Raw genomic sequence first — 12,734 nt, 5'->3', positions numbered from 1 at the left:
AGTCAAAAAAAAAGCCCGCGATAAACGCGGGCAAAAATACTGGAAGCAATGTGAGCAATGTCGTACCGAATACCTGAGTTGTTCACTCAACTATTCGGTAATGAGAAAGATAATATTTCTCATTTAAGATATCAACCCCAGAGTTTGTGCGGAGGTGCATTTTTTTAATCAAGAGTGAAAACCGTGCGTTTCTGACTATTATCACGCGGCCATGCCGTAGCGACATCGCGGAGCGGCAGCGGCGTGGTGGCGATGGTAAACTGACCGGGAACCGCCGCCTGCAGCATCTCCCCGGTTGCCGCCAGCAGTTGCGGCATGGTCAGGCTGCCGATGCCGCTGCCCATGAGCTGTAGCGGCGCGGCGCGCAACACGGCGCCATTTAACGCGATATCCGCCCCGGCAAGGGAACCCACCTGCACATAACGCACCGGCTTATCGCCGGGGGTATATTTCGCCAGCATGGGCAGCAGCAACTCTGCGCTGCGTCCCCACAAATAATCCACGATCGCATCAACTTGCCCGGCGCTGGCGGCGGCGAATTGTGCGCTAAGCGTCTGCTCATCGGCGGTTAAATCAATACACTCATCGGCTGCGAGGGCAGCCAGCGCCTGCGTATTACGCCCGGTAGCAATGATTTTTTTTGCGCCGAGGTAGCGGGCAATTTGTACTGCCAACTGCCCGGCGCTGCCGGTGGCGCCGTTAATCAGTACCGTTTCTCCGGCCTGAAACTGCGCCCGTTTGACAAGCGCAGCCCAGGCAGACATGCCCGGATTGGCCATGGCCGCAGCGCTGATGTCATCAAGTGCATCCGGCAGCGGCAGGCAATTCTGCAGCGCGACCGGCGCGCGTTGCGCCATACTGCCGAACGGCGCACTGGGGAAAGCAAAATAGACGCGCTGACCGTCAGAGGTCATACCGACGCCATCGATACCGACGACAAACGGCAGCGTGCCGTCAAAACTATAATGACGTCCCGATGCCCGGCCCTTAACTACGTGGCTAATAGCGGCGGCGCGAACGTCGATCAGCGTGTATCCGGCTGCAGGCTGCGGTTCGGTAAAATCGGCCCATATCGGACCTTCGTTAAGATCAAACACCACGGCGGCTTTCATAACATTATCCCCTGATGATAATTATGTGTAATATGCACATATTCTTCAGGAGCACTATACGCGGTTAACTAATATATGCAAGATGCACATAATAATTACGACATCACCGACTTTCACGGCGCGCTGTTAGACATCATCAGCGTGATGAATCAACCGCTGCGTGATGAGCAAATATTGCAGGCGGCAGGGGTACAGCTTGAACAGATGCTGTTTCCACTACTGGTGGCGGTATGGCGCTATGGCCCGGTGGGGGTAGTTGAGCTGGCGGATCATTTAGGCCGCGATTACACCACCGTCAGCCGGCAGGTGAAAAAGCTGGAGGCTCAGGGCCTTGCCTGCAAGCAGGCCAATGCCAAAGACCGGCGGATTAGCGAGGTGACGCTTAGCGAAAAGGGGCAGCGGATGATCGACGCTATTGCCGTTGCGCGGCGGCGGTTAATGAATCAGGTGCTGGCGGAGTGGTCGCAAGACGAGGTGCTGGCGCTGTTTCGCTTAACGCGAAAATACGCCAACAGCCTGCAGCGGAAATAGCCGCCCGGCGTGAGGCCGGGCGACAAAGGGTCAGGCGGTTTTGGTCGCTGCTTTCAAACTGTGCACGAAGGTTTTTAGCTCTGCGAGCATGTTTTGCGGCTGCTCAAGGTTACGCTCGATAATCTTGACGATGGCCGAGCCGGATATTGCCCCGGCGGCACCGGCGTCAATAGCGGCCGAAACCTGCTCCGGCGCCGAGATGCCAAAGCCCTGCAGCGGCGGCGCGGCGTTGTATTCCGCCAGTTTTTCAATCAGATGATGCAGCGGCAGCGCGGCGCGGTTTTCCGCGCCTGTCACGCCAGCGCGCGATAGCAGGTAGGTATAGCCGCGGCCATAGGAGGCAATCTGGCGCAGTAAATCGTCATCGGCATTTGGCGGGCAGATGAAAATCGGCGCAATGTTATGGCGCAGCGCTGCCTGACGGAACGGGGCGGACTCTTCGACCGGCACGTCGGCGACCAGAACCGAATCCACGCCGACACGCGCGCATTCGGCGTAGAACTCATCAATGCCCGGGCTGAACACCAGGTTCGCGTACATCAAAAGGCCGATTGGGATTGTCGGATGCTTGTGGCGGATCGCCGCCAGCATTTCGAAGCACTGCGCCGGGGTGACGCCGGCGGCAAAAGCGCGCAATGTGGCACCCTGAATCGTCGGGCCGTCGGCCAGCGGGTCGGAGAAGGGGATCCCCAATTCCAGCGCATCGGCGCCGGCTTCAATCAGCGCATCGATGATTTTCAGCGACTGTTCCGGCCCCGGATCGCCGAGGGTGACGAAGGGAACAAAGGCGCCTTCCTGGCGGTTTTTTAACTGTGCAAATAGCGTCTCGTAACGTTCCATCAGATTTCCCCTCGCGCTTTCAAAATGTCGTGTACGGTGAAGATGTCTTTATCGCCGCGGCCAGACAGGTTAACCACCAGCAGCTGCTCTTTATCCGGATTCTCGCGCATCATCTTCAGCGCGTGCGCCAGAGCGTGCGACGACTCCAGCGCCGGAATAATGCCTTCATGGCGGGAGAGCGCTTTAAAGGCATCCAGCGCTTCGTTGTCGGTAATTGACACATACTCGGCGCGCCCGGTGCTGTTAAGGAACGCATGCTGCGGACCCACTGACGGGAAATCCAGCCCGGCGGAGATAGAATAAGATTCTTCGATCTGCCCGTCGGAAGTTTGCATCATCGGCGACTTCATGCCGAAGTAAATGCCGACGCGACCGTGCTTCAGCGGTGCGCCGTGCTCGCCGGTTTCGATACCGTGGCCGGCAGGCTCGACGCCAATCAGGCCAACGCGGGATTCATCAATGAAATCAGCGAACATGCCGATGGCGTTAGAACCACCGCCAACGCAGGCGATCACCGCGTCCGGCAGGCGTCCTTCTTTCTCAAGGATCTGCGCTTTGGTTTCTTCGCCGATCATGCGCTGGAATTCACGCACGATAGTCGGGAATGGATGCGGGCCAGCGGCAGTGCCGAGCATGTAGTGCGCCTTCTCGTAGCTGCCGGACCAGTCGCGCAGCGCTTCGTTACAGGCATCTTTCAGGGTGGCGGAACCGCTGTGCACTGGAATGACCTCCGCACCCATCAGGCGCATGCGGAAGACGTTCGGCGACTGGCGCTCGACGTCTTTGGCGCCCATATAGATGCGGCATTTCAGACCGAGCAGGGCGCTGGCCAGCGCCGAGGCGACGCCGTGTTGGCCGGCGCCGGTTTCGGCGATAATTTCCGTTTTGCCCATACGTTTGGCGAGTAGCGCCTGGCCCAGCACCTGGTTGGTTTTGTGCGCGCCGCCGTGGAGCAGATCTTCACGCTTGAGGTACAGCGTGGTGCGGGTGCCTTCGGTCAGATTGCGGCATTTGGTCAGCGCCGTCGGACGACCCGCGTAGTTTTTCAGCAGGTCGGTGAATTCAGCCTGAAATTCAGGATCTTTTTGCGCGCTGACGAAAGCTTCTTCCAGCTGGCGCAGGGCGGGCATCAGGATCTGCGGAACGTACATACCGCCGAATTCGCCGAAATACGGGTTCAGTAAAGTGCTCATTATTGCATTGCTCCTTAATATGCGCGCAGCGTCTGGAAAACGGCAGCCACCAGGCTTGCCTCTTTTATTCCCGGCTGCGACTCTACGCCTGAGTTGAAATCGAGTCCGGCACAGCCGCTTTTCGCGGCTTCTACGCAGTTATCGGCGCTAAGGCCGCCTGCCAGCATCACGTTACGCAGGTCCTGGCCCTGCAGCAGCGACCAGTCGAAACGTTGTCCGCTCCCGCCCTGACCGTTGTCAAAGACATATCTGGCCACATGGTTCAGGTTACGCGGCGGCAGCGTTTCGCCTACGCTCAGCGCCTTCCAGATTTGGATCTGCTCCGGCAGCGCCGCGCGCAGGGCATCAATCCAGGCCTGATCTTCGCTCCCATGAAGCTGTACCGCGGCGAGTTTCAATTTGGTCGCGCGGGTGACGACCTCTTCAATGGCTGCATCACGGAACACGCCAACGTAGCTAAGCGGCGCGGCGGCCATTACCGCCTGTGCCTGCTGGTCGTTAACGGCACGCGGCGAACTATCGACGAAAATCAGGCCGCCGTAGATGGCGCCCGCCTCCCAGGCGACTTGCGCATCCTGCGGACGAGTCAGGCCGCAGACCTTGTTCTCACCTAACAGCACGCGCTTCACCGCAGCGCTGAGGTCCGGTTGTTCCATCAGCGCCGAGCCAATCAGGAAGCCGTTGGCGAAGTGGCTAAGCTCGCGGACTTCGCCATAGGTATGGATTCCGGATTCGCTGATCACGGTGACATCCGGGCCGAGACGCGGCGCCAATTGCCGCGTGCGGTTCAGATCAATCGACATATCGCGCAGATCGCGGTTGTTAATGCCGACGACTTTGGCCTTCAGCGCAATCGCGCGCTCCAGCTCCTCTTCATTGCTGACCTCGGTCAGGACGCCCATATTGAGACTGTGGGCGACGGCGGCGAGCTGGCGATATTGATCGTCATCGAGCACCGAAAGCATCAACAGGCAGGCATCGGCCTGGTAGTAACGCGCGAGGTAAATCTGGTAAGGATCGATGGTGAAGTCTTTACACAGAATCGGCTGCGGCGCGACTTTGCTGACGATCGGCAGAAAATCAAAGCTGCCCTGAAAATATTTCTCATCGCACAGTACCGAAATTGCCGAGGCGTAGTGCTTATAAATCCCGGCGATGGTCGCCGGGTCGAAATCTTCCCGAATCAGTCCCTTCGACGGCGACGCCTTTTTGCACTCGAGAATAAAAGCGGTGCGGGCGCCGGCCAGCGCATCGTAAAAATGGCGTTCGGACGGCACGATGTCATTCTGAAAACTGGCTAACGGTTGTTGTTGTTTGCGGGCTTCTACCCAAATCGCTTTGTCGGCAACGATTTTTGCTAAAACGGTCTGCATTATTTACCCTCTTGCCGCTAATGCGGTCACTCTGTTATAGGCCGCTCCGCTGTGCAGCACATCCAGCACCTGCCGGGCGTTGGCTTTCAGGTCTTCATGCCCGTGTAAACGCATCAACATGGCGACGTTGGCGGCGACGGCGGCTTCATGAGCGGCTTCACCTTTACCTTGTAGCAAGCGCGTGAGAATGTCACGGTTTTCTTCCGGCGTGCCGCCGGCCAGTTGATCCTGATGATATGGCGTCAGGCCGAAGTCGGCGGCGGTCAGCTGATAGCTTTGGATTTCGCCGTTATTGAGTTCGGCGACCACGGTCGGCGCATGCAACGAGACTTCGTCCATGCCGCCGCTGTGTACCACGGCGGCACGTTGATAACCGAGTACGCGCAAGGTTTCTGCAATCGGCAACACCAGTTCCGGGCTGTAGACGCCAATCAACGCCAGCGGCGGGTGCGCCGGATTGATAAGCGGCCCCAACACGTTAAACAAGGTGCGCGTTTTCAACTGCTGGCGGACCGGCATCGCGTGGCGGAAACCGGTGTGGTATTTCGGCGCGAACAGGAAGCAGACGCCCAGTTCATCCAGCGCGGCGCGCGATTTATCGGCATTCATATCCAGGTTGATGCCAAACGCGGCCAGCAGATCGGACGAGCCAGATTTACTGGAGACGCTGCGGTTACCGTGTTTCGCCACCTTTAAACCGCAGGCGGCGGCGACAAAGGCGCTGGCGGTTGAGATATTGATACTGTTGCTGCCATCGCCGCCGGTACCGACGATATCGGCAAACTGATAATCCGGGCGCGGGAACGGCGCGGCGTTTTCCAGCAGCGCGGTAGCGGCGCCGGCAATTTCCTGTGGTTGTTCGCCGCGCACTTTCATGCTTACCAGCGCGGCGGCCAGCTGTTCCGGCTTCACTTCGCCGCGCACGACGGCGGAAAACAGCACGTGGCTCTCCTGCTGGCTCAGCGTCTCGGCCTGGTACAGTTTTTCCAGAATCGGCTGTACGACATTGGTCTGCTCCAGTTTCTGCAGCGCCCATGCCAGCGTTTGCTCCAGCAGTAGCGCTCCCTGGGTAGTCAGAATCGATTCCGGATGGAACTGGAAGCCGCAGACGCGATCGGCGTCGTGGCGAACCGCCATCACCATACCGTTGAAATTGGCGTTAATGGTGAGCCCGGCCGGAATATTGCTGCCGACAAGAGAATGGTAGCGGGCCACCGGCAGCGGGTTGGCGAGACCGGCGAACATCGCCTGGCCGTCATGCTCAATGCTTGACGCTTTGCCGTGAAGGATTTCTCCCGCCTGGCCGACATAGCCGCCGTAGGCTTCCACGATGGCCTGGTGGCCGAGGCAGATACCGATAATCGGTAACTTGCCGCGCAGGCGGGTCAGCAGCTCGGGCATGCAGCCGGCTTCGCTTGGGGTTCCCGGCCCCGGAGAGAGCATCAGCACCGGATTATCCATGGTGCCGATACGTTCAATCAGCGATTGCGCCGGTACGGTATTACGATAAATAACCACGTTGTGGCCGTTAGCCCGCAGCTGGTCGGCGAGGTTATAGGTAAAGGAGTCGATATTATCGAGCAGCAGGATGTCGGCCATTAGAAAGTCTCCTTCGCGTGATGGGCCTGAGCAATGGCGCGCAGCACGGCGCGAGCTTTATTACGGGTTTCATCCGCCTCGGATTGCGGAACGGAATCGAGCACGATACCGGCGCCTGCCTGCACGGTGGCAATGCCATCCTCAACGTAGGCTGAGCGGATCACGATGCAGGTATCGAGGTCGCCATGGGCGGTAAAGTAGCCGACCGCGCCGCCATAACTACCGCGACGCTTGCCTTCCGCAGCGGCGATTAGCTGCATGGCGCGAACTTTCGGCGCGCCGCTAAGGGTGCCCATATTCATGCAGGCGCGGTAGGCGTGCAGGACATCAAGGTCGCGGCGCAGTTCACCGACCACGCGGGAAACCAGATGCATCACAAAGGAATAGCGATCGACTTTGGTCAAATCCGCTACGTAGCGGCTACCCGGGGTACAGATGCGGGCCAGATCGTTACGGGCCAGGTCAACCAGCATCAGATGTTCAGAAAGCTCTTTGTGGTCGGTACGCATCTCCAGCTCAATACGGCTATCGAGATCGCGATCCAGTGAACCATCGGCGCGGCGGCCGCGAGGACGGGTGCCGGCAATGGGGTAGATCTCAATCTGGCGGCTGACGGCGTCGTATTTCAACGAGCTTTCCGGCGATGCGCCGAACAGGGTGAAATCGTTATCCTGCATAAAGAACATATACGGGCTGGGATTGCTCTTTTTCAGCACATCGTACGAGGCCAGCGGCGACGGGCAGGGAAGTGAGAAACGGCGCGACGGCACGACCTGGAAAATTTCGCCCGCGCGAATGGCGCGCTGCATTTTGCGCACCACGGCGCCGTACTCTTCATCGCTCTGATCGACGTCGCAGCGCATTTCGGCAACCGTCGTTACCGGCAGCGGCGCGGGCGGTTCATTTAACTGCTGGCGAAGCTGGGCGATACGTTGCAGAAGACGCTGTTTCTCATTCTCCAGCGGCGTGAACAGGCTCGCCTGAATGCGGGTGCTTTTGGTCTGGTGATCGATAACCAGCAGCGTTTCCGCCAGGTAGAAACAGTAATCCGGGCAGGCGGTATCGGTATTGAGCGGTGGTAAATCCTCAAAACCGGCCACCAAGTCGTAAGCGAACAGGCCGCCAAAGAACATCGCTTCGCGCTCGGCCTGCGGGACGCTGACCAAATCCTGTAACAGACGAAACGCATCGAACACCGATAACGAGCACAGGCGAGCGTCTTCATCCAACAGGGCGCTAACCGGTGGGAAGGTGAGTACCCGGCTGTTCGGCTGGCGCAGATTCTCAATGCCGGACGGCAATGCGTTATCCAGCAGTCCAAGCAGCGCGGCGCCGTTCGCTGAAAGCGCCTGGACAGTGACGGTATTGCCAAGAGCGGTAATGCGCAGGGCGCTATCGACCAGCAGCAGGCTTTTTAAATCGTCTTTACTATCGATGTCGGCCGATTCAAGCAGCAAGGTTGCCGGACGCGCGCCGCATAATTGATGGAATAACGCCGTCGGGTTTTCGCGATAGATGGCGTCGCTGGTGAGAAGCTCGAGCGCTGGTTTTGATGTTTGCATTATCATTCTCGCCTGTTCTGTTCATTATTTTGTTCAAAAAAAAGCCCGCTCAGTGGCGGGCCCGGTATCTGTTTGCTGAGTGCAAAACGCGATCACGCCGCCCGATTCCAGGAACGACGCCACCAGCTATGAAGAGTAATAATTTGCGCTTTCATCAGAGATACCCGTTGTGTGAACTTGCGTACTAGTTAACTAGTCCATGAAAATAAAGTCAACCCTTGTTTGCAGATTTTCTTTCTCAGTCGTTATCATAATGCGCTTATTTCAGTTCAGGTCCACCAGGAGCCATTTTGAGCGACACTAATTACGCGGTCATTTATGACCTGCACAGCCATACCGTCGCCTCCGATGGGCGATTGACTCCAGAAGAGCTGGTACATCGCGCGCATGAGATGCGGGTGGGGACGCTGGCAATCACCGATCACGATAGCGTGGCGGCCATTCCGGCAGCGCGTGCCGAAATTGCGCGGGCTGAACTGCCGCTCACGCTTATCACCGGGGTAGAAATTTCCACCCTGTGGGAAAATCACGAAATTCATATCGTCGGACTGAATATTGATATCAACCATCCGTCAATGACGCAACTGCTCTGTGAACAGAAAGCGCGGCGCAACCAGCGCGGGCAGATGATTGCCGAACGGTTGGAGAAAGCGCGTATCCCCGGTGCCTGGGAAGGGGCGTTAAAGCTCGCCGATGGCGGCGCGGTCACCCGCGGCCATTTTGCCCGCTTTTTAGTTGAAGCCGGCTTTGCGAGCAATATTGCCGATGTATTCAAAAAATATCTCGCCCGCGGGAAAACCGGATACGTTCCGCCGCAGTGGTGTACAATAAAACAAGCGATTGATGTCATTCATCATTCTGGCGGCAAAGCGGTGATCGCCCATCCGGGGCGTTACGATCTTTCCGCCAAATGGTTGAAACGGCTGTTGGCCCATTTTAGCGAGCAGGGCGGCGACGCGATGGAGGTCGCCCAATGCCAGCAGGCGCCGCATGAGCGCGCGCAGCTGGCGAGCTACGCGAAACAGTTTGGTTTGATGGCGTCGCAGGGTTCGGATTTCCACCAGCCCTGCCCGTGGATTGAACTGGGGCGCAAACTTTGGCTACCCGCTGGCGTGGAAGGGATCTGGCGCAGTTGGGAAGTGGCCGCTGAACAAATTGAGAGGGAAGTATGAGCCAGTTTTTCTATATCCATCCCGATAATCCGCAGGCGCGGTTGATTAATCAGGCGGTGGAAATTGTGCGTAAGGGCGGGGTTATCGTTTATCCAACGGACTCCGGTTATGCCCTGGGTTGCAAAATCGAAGATAAAGGGGCGATGGAGCGGATCTGCCGTATCCGTCAGTTGCCGGATGGCCACAATTTCACCCTGATGTGCCGCGATCTCTCCGAGTTATCGACCTACGCGTTTGTCGATAACGTGGCGTTTCGTCTTATCAAAAACAATACGCCGGGCAACTACACGTTCATTCTTAAGGGAACGAAAGAGGTGCCGCGCCGCCTGTTGCAAGAAAAGCGTAAAACCATTGGGATGCGCGTGCCGGCGAACCCTATCGCCCAGATGCTGCTGGAAACGCTTGGCGAACCGATGCTCTCGACATCGTTGATGCTGCCAGGTAATGAATTCACGGAGTCCGATCCGGAAGAGATTAAAGACCGTCTGGAGAAGGTGGTCGATCTGATTATTCACGGCGGTTATCTTGGCCAGCAGCCGACGACGGTTATCGACCTGACCGAAGACGCGCCGGTGGTGCTTCGTGAAGGCGTCGGTGATATCAAACCCTTCCAGTGATGCTTCTCGCGGGTGGCGTTTCACGCGTCGCCCGCGGCTTAAATTTATTTTAAAATCCTTTCCGCATTGAGTCGCTCCTTTCTTATTTATATTATTAGTCCGCTTACGATATCACTCACTGATATTGCTTCCAGAAAGAAATTCAATATTATGCATAAGCTGACTATTCAACACTCTGACGCGTTTAAGAGGAAGAAAGTACTGTTCAATTTTTTCATGCTTTCTAGTGTTACCGTTAATATATGCCAAAGCTGACCCCAAATACCTATCCCATCACCCTGGTAAAAAGCGTGCTGGTGGTTTCACTGCTGGCGCTAATACTGATTATTATCAGTTTGACTGGCTTGTTTAACTATCAGTCGCGTCAGGTCAGTAGTGCCATTGATAAAAAAATCATTGGTTCTCAGTATGCGTTTATTCAGCATAAACTTGAGGATGCCGTCGATCGCCCACGACAAATAACGAATCTATTTTTACAATATATTCAGGGCGAAAGTAACAACATCGATAAGGATACTTTAGTTCCTGAAATGGTGTATTTGACGGCGAGCGCGTTTAAAACCATGCCCGCCTTCCAGAGTCTGTCGTGGTTTGCGGAAAATGGCTCCAGTATTGCTGTTATTCGTGACAATCATAGTAATCAAATTTATTTACAACGAACCCAGCGTGATAATCATCACTCCCTGGTTAAATACAGTGGGTTAAGCCCGCAGACCAATATTGTCAACGTCAATAACGCGTTTAATGTTGCTGATTTACCGCAGTTTCGCCGCGCTCGCCAGCAAACGCAAGGTTTCTGGCAACGCTCTCTCTCTACCGGCAGTTTGATCATGAGCTGGAACCAGCCAGTGTACGATAAACAAGGCCGCTTCGTCGGGGCGATCGCCAGCGGCGCCACTCCTGCAGATATGACCGCTTATTTACAGAGTCTCCTGCCGGATAAAAGCTATGCTCTTCTGCTTATCGATGACAACAATCGCATTGTCGCGCGTTCCGGCAACCAACATAAATGGCAGCAGGACCGCCAATTGATAGCAAAGCTTACCTCGGCGCAGCCGTCGCCGACGTCATTTTCCTTGCGTACAGAGGACGAGTCTTTGTTGGCGACCGCCTTTAGCGTGCAGGACCGCCAACATCTGCTGAACTGGAAGGCGGTACTTATCGCGCCACAGCATGCGGAAATGGCGGAAATGAATAAACAGCGTCAACTTGTGACCTTCGCCACGACACTGTTTATTTTTATTCTGATATTGATTCTGATGATGATTATTTCTCATTTCACCGGCGCCTTAAAGGACGTTGCAGATAAAGTGCGTCTGGGGTTAATGCCGTGGAATAAACCAACTAAACGCGTATTTCCGGAAATAGCATCGTTGGATGCAGCATTGAGCAACCTGTATGCAATTATTCCAGACACTTTCGAATCTAAACGCCGGAAGCTGGAAGAAGATAGCGAAACCGGTTTTTTAACCCGTAGCGGTTTACTGCATTGTGAGTCGCTGTACCGTCATCGCAATATGCTGGCGATGGTATACGTTAACAACTACAACTCGGTTAAGAATGTGCTCGGTACGACTCAGGCCCGACAGTTTATTCACCAGTTTACTTTACGCCTTCGCAAAATATTGCCTGAAGGGGCATTATGTTGTCGTGATCGAGAAGACTTGTTCATTATCGCTTTTGATGGCATGTATGCCGAAAAGGATGTCGACTGGTACAGCGCGCTACTTGCTTCTGTTTTTCGTATGTCTGCTTCTGATATGCCCGGCGAATCGCATATATTTACTGGCCATATTGGCATGTTGATTGAATCATTAACCCCAGAGAACATCGGCGAATGTCTGATGAATGTTAGTCTGGCTTTACAGCATGCCCAGATGGAGCGTAGCGGTACGAGTAAACTTTTCACGGCCGCCATGCGTGAAGAGGAAGTGAATAATCTGCGTCTGCATCAGGCGTTATGCGACGATCTCCATTCGGAAGGTTTCCATCTCGTTTTGCAGCCGATCGTTTCATTTGAATCGCAGCGGCCTTGTAAAGAAGGTGAATGCCTGATCCGCTGGCAATCAAATGTGTTGGGTTTCGTGCCGCCCGACAAATTTATCGCCCTTGCCGAGCACACCGGCATGATTGTGCCGTTAGGGAAATGGATAATTGAAACCGCCTGTCGTGAACTTGCCGCGTTTATCACGCGCGGCGCGGCGCGTGATTTTAAACTGCACGTCAATATCTCGGCAATTCAGCTTCAGCAACCTGATTTTGCTCAGCATCTGCTGGAATCAATTCACGCTAATGATTTGATGAACAGCAATATTTGTCTTGAAATCACCGAAAGCGTCTTGCTGCATGACACGTGGCGAATTGTCGAAATACTGTCTTATCTACGTCGTCTTGGCGTATGTATCGCGATTGATGATTTTGGTTCCGGTTATTCCAGCCTCTCGTATCTGCATTCGCTGCCATTTGATTGTCTGAAGATTGACCGCGGGTTTGTCAGCAATGTGCTTGATGATAAAAAAAACGAAGCGGTTATCGCCTCGGTGTTAATGTTGGCGCGAAGTTTTTCCGTGCCGCTGGTGGCCGAAGGCGTTGAAACGCGCGAAATGGCAGAAAAACTGCAGCAGATGGGCTGTGATTTGGCCCAGGGATATTATTATTCCCGGCCGAAAACGTTTGATAGTTTTGACGTTGCCAATGGGTTTTTCGTTGTTGAACCGGAATGATGAGATAGACCA

The 12,734-nt window shown here is 55.4% G+C and carries 10 protein-coding genes and 1 other annotated feature; of the genes, 4 read left to right on the top strand and 6 right to left on the bottom strand.

Going from position 1 to position 12,734, the window contains the following annotated elements:
* Positions 1-164: 164 nt before the first annotated feature.
* Complete coding sequence (locus tag AC2CGP_RS03980) at positions 165-1,112, bottom strand: quinone oxidoreductase family protein (RefSeq protein ID WP_213759730.1); 948 nt, start codon at positions 1,110-1,112, stop codon at positions 165-167.
* Between the two features lie 75 nt (positions 1,113-1,187).
* On the opposite strand from AC2CGP_RS03980, the gene AC2CGP_RS03975 reads away from it, so the two are divergent.
* Positions 1,188-1,643, top strand: a complete 456-nt coding sequence (locus AC2CGP_RS03975) for a MarR family winged helix-turn-helix transcriptional regulator (RefSeq protein ID WP_047041330.1) — start codon at positions 1,188-1,190, stop codon at positions 1,641-1,643.
* A 30-nt stretch (positions 1,644-1,673) separates the two neighbouring features.
* On the opposite strand, the gene trpA is transcribed toward AC2CGP_RS03975, so the two are convergent.
* Genes trpA through AC2CGP_RS03950 form a run of 5 tightly spaced genes read right to left on the bottom strand, consistent with a single transcriptional unit; the run spans position 1,674 to position 8,210 of the window.
* The gene (gene trpA / locus AC2CGP_RS03970; RefSeq protein WP_015366206.1) at positions 1,674-2,483 is read right to left on the bottom strand and encodes a tryptophan synthase subunit alpha; all 810 of its coding nucleotides are present in this window, start codon (positions 2,481-2,483) and stop codon (positions 1,674-1,676) included.
* Positions 2,483-3,676: a tryptophan synthase subunit beta gene (trpB, locus tag AC2CGP_RS03965; RefSeq protein ID WP_015366207.1), complete on the bottom strand. Its 1,194-nt coding sequence runs from the start codon at positions 3,674-3,676 to the stop codon at positions 2,483-2,485. The genes trpA and trpB overlap by 1 nt, the downstream gene beginning before the upstream one ends.
* 14 nt (positions 3,677-3,690) lie before the next feature.
* Positions 3,691-5,049 carry a bifunctional indole-3-glycerol-phosphate synthase TrpC/phosphoribosylanthranilate isomerase TrpF gene (trpCF, locus tag AC2CGP_RS03960; RefSeq protein ID WP_047041332.1) on the bottom strand — a complete coding sequence of 453 codons (1,359 nt, stop codon included), beginning with the start codon at positions 5,047-5,049 and terminating at the stop codon, positions 3,691-3,693.
* A gap of 3 nt (positions 5,050-5,052) precedes the next feature.
* Complete coding sequence (gene trpD / locus AC2CGP_RS03955; RefSeq protein ID WP_213759731.1) at positions 5,053-6,648, bottom strand: bifunctional anthranilate synthase glutamate amidotransferase component TrpG/anthranilate phosphoribosyltransferase TrpD; 1,596 nt, start codon at positions 6,646-6,648, stop codon at positions 5,053-5,055.
* The gene (locus AC2CGP_RS03950; protein ID WP_047079553.1) at positions 6,648-8,210 is read right to left on the bottom strand and encodes an anthranilate synthase component 1; all 1,563 of its coding nucleotides are present in this window, start codon (positions 8,208-8,210) and stop codon (positions 6,648-6,650) included. Before AC2CGP_RS03950 ends, trpD begins: the two co-directional genes overlap by 1 nt.
* 35 nt (positions 8,211-8,245) lie before the next feature.
* Positions 8,246-8,341, bottom strand: a sequence feature (Trp leader region).
* 159 nt (positions 8,342-8,500) lie between these two features.
* Between AC2CGP_RS03950 and rnm the strand changes: the two genes are divergently transcribed.
* From rnm to AC2CGP_RS03935, 3 genes are all read left to right on the top strand, one after another.
* Entirely contained in the window at positions 8,501-9,382 is an 882-nt protein-coding gene (gene rnm / locus AC2CGP_RS03945) for an RNase RNM (RefSeq protein ID WP_213759733.1), read from the top strand.
* Entirely contained in the window at positions 9,379-9,999 is a 621-nt protein-coding gene (locus tag AC2CGP_RS03940; protein WP_015366212.1) for an L-threonylcarbamoyladenylate synthase, read from the top strand. Before rnm ends, AC2CGP_RS03940 begins: the two co-directional genes overlap by 4 nt.
* 242 nt (positions 10,000-10,241) lie before the next feature.
* Positions 10,242-12,722 (top strand): bifunctional diguanylate cyclase/phosphodiesterase, encoded by a 2,481-nt coding sequence (locus AC2CGP_RS03935; protein ID WP_213759735.1) that lies wholly within the window; start codon positions 10,242-10,244, stop codon positions 12,720-12,722.
* Positions 12,723-12,734: the final 12 nt, after the last annotated feature.

Source organism: Klebsiella sp. SYXHC3 (genome assembly GCF_057196925.1).
The sequence above is the reverse complement of the archived record's forward strand: the minus strand, read 5'-3'. Positions and strand labels throughout refer to the sequence as shown.

What these genes read in the sequence shown, in the direction of transcription:
- AC2CGP_RS03950 (WP_047079553.1), bottom strand. Translation starts at nt 8,210, where the DNA reads ATGCAAACATCAAAACCAGCGCTCGAGCTTCTCACCAGCGACGCCATC.
- trpCF (WP_047041332.1), bottom strand. Translation starts at nt 5,049, where the DNA reads ATGCAGACCGTTTTAGCAAAAATCGTTGCCGACAAAGCGATTTGGGTA.
- AC2CGP_RS03975 (WP_047041330.1), top strand. Translation starts at nt 1,188, where the DNA reads ATGCAAGATGCACATAATAATTACGACATCACCGACTTTCACGGCGCG.
- AC2CGP_RS03980 (WP_213759730.1), bottom strand. Translation starts at nt 1,112, where the DNA reads ATGAAAGCCGCCGTGGTGTTTGATCTTAACGAAGGTCCGATATGGGCC.
- trpB (WP_015366207.1), bottom strand. Translation starts at nt 3,676, where the DNA reads ATGAGCACTTTACTGAACCCGTATTTCGGCGAATTCGGCGGTATGTAC.
- AC2CGP_RS03935 (WP_213759735.1), top strand. Translation starts at nt 10,242, where the DNA reads ATGCCAAAGCTGACCCCAAATACCTATCCCATCACCCTGGTAAAAAGC.
- trpA (WP_015366206.1), bottom strand. Translation starts at nt 2,483, where the DNA reads ATGGAACGTTACGAGACGCTATTTGCACAGTTAAAAAACCGCCAGGAA.
- AC2CGP_RS03940 (WP_015366212.1), top strand. Translation starts at nt 9,379, where the DNA reads ATGAGCCAGTTTTTCTATATCCATCCCGATAATCCGCAGGCGCGGTTG.
- trpD (WP_213759731.1), bottom strand. Translation starts at nt 6,648, where the DNA reads ATGGCCGACATCCTGCTGCTCGATAATATCGACTCCTTTACCTATAAC.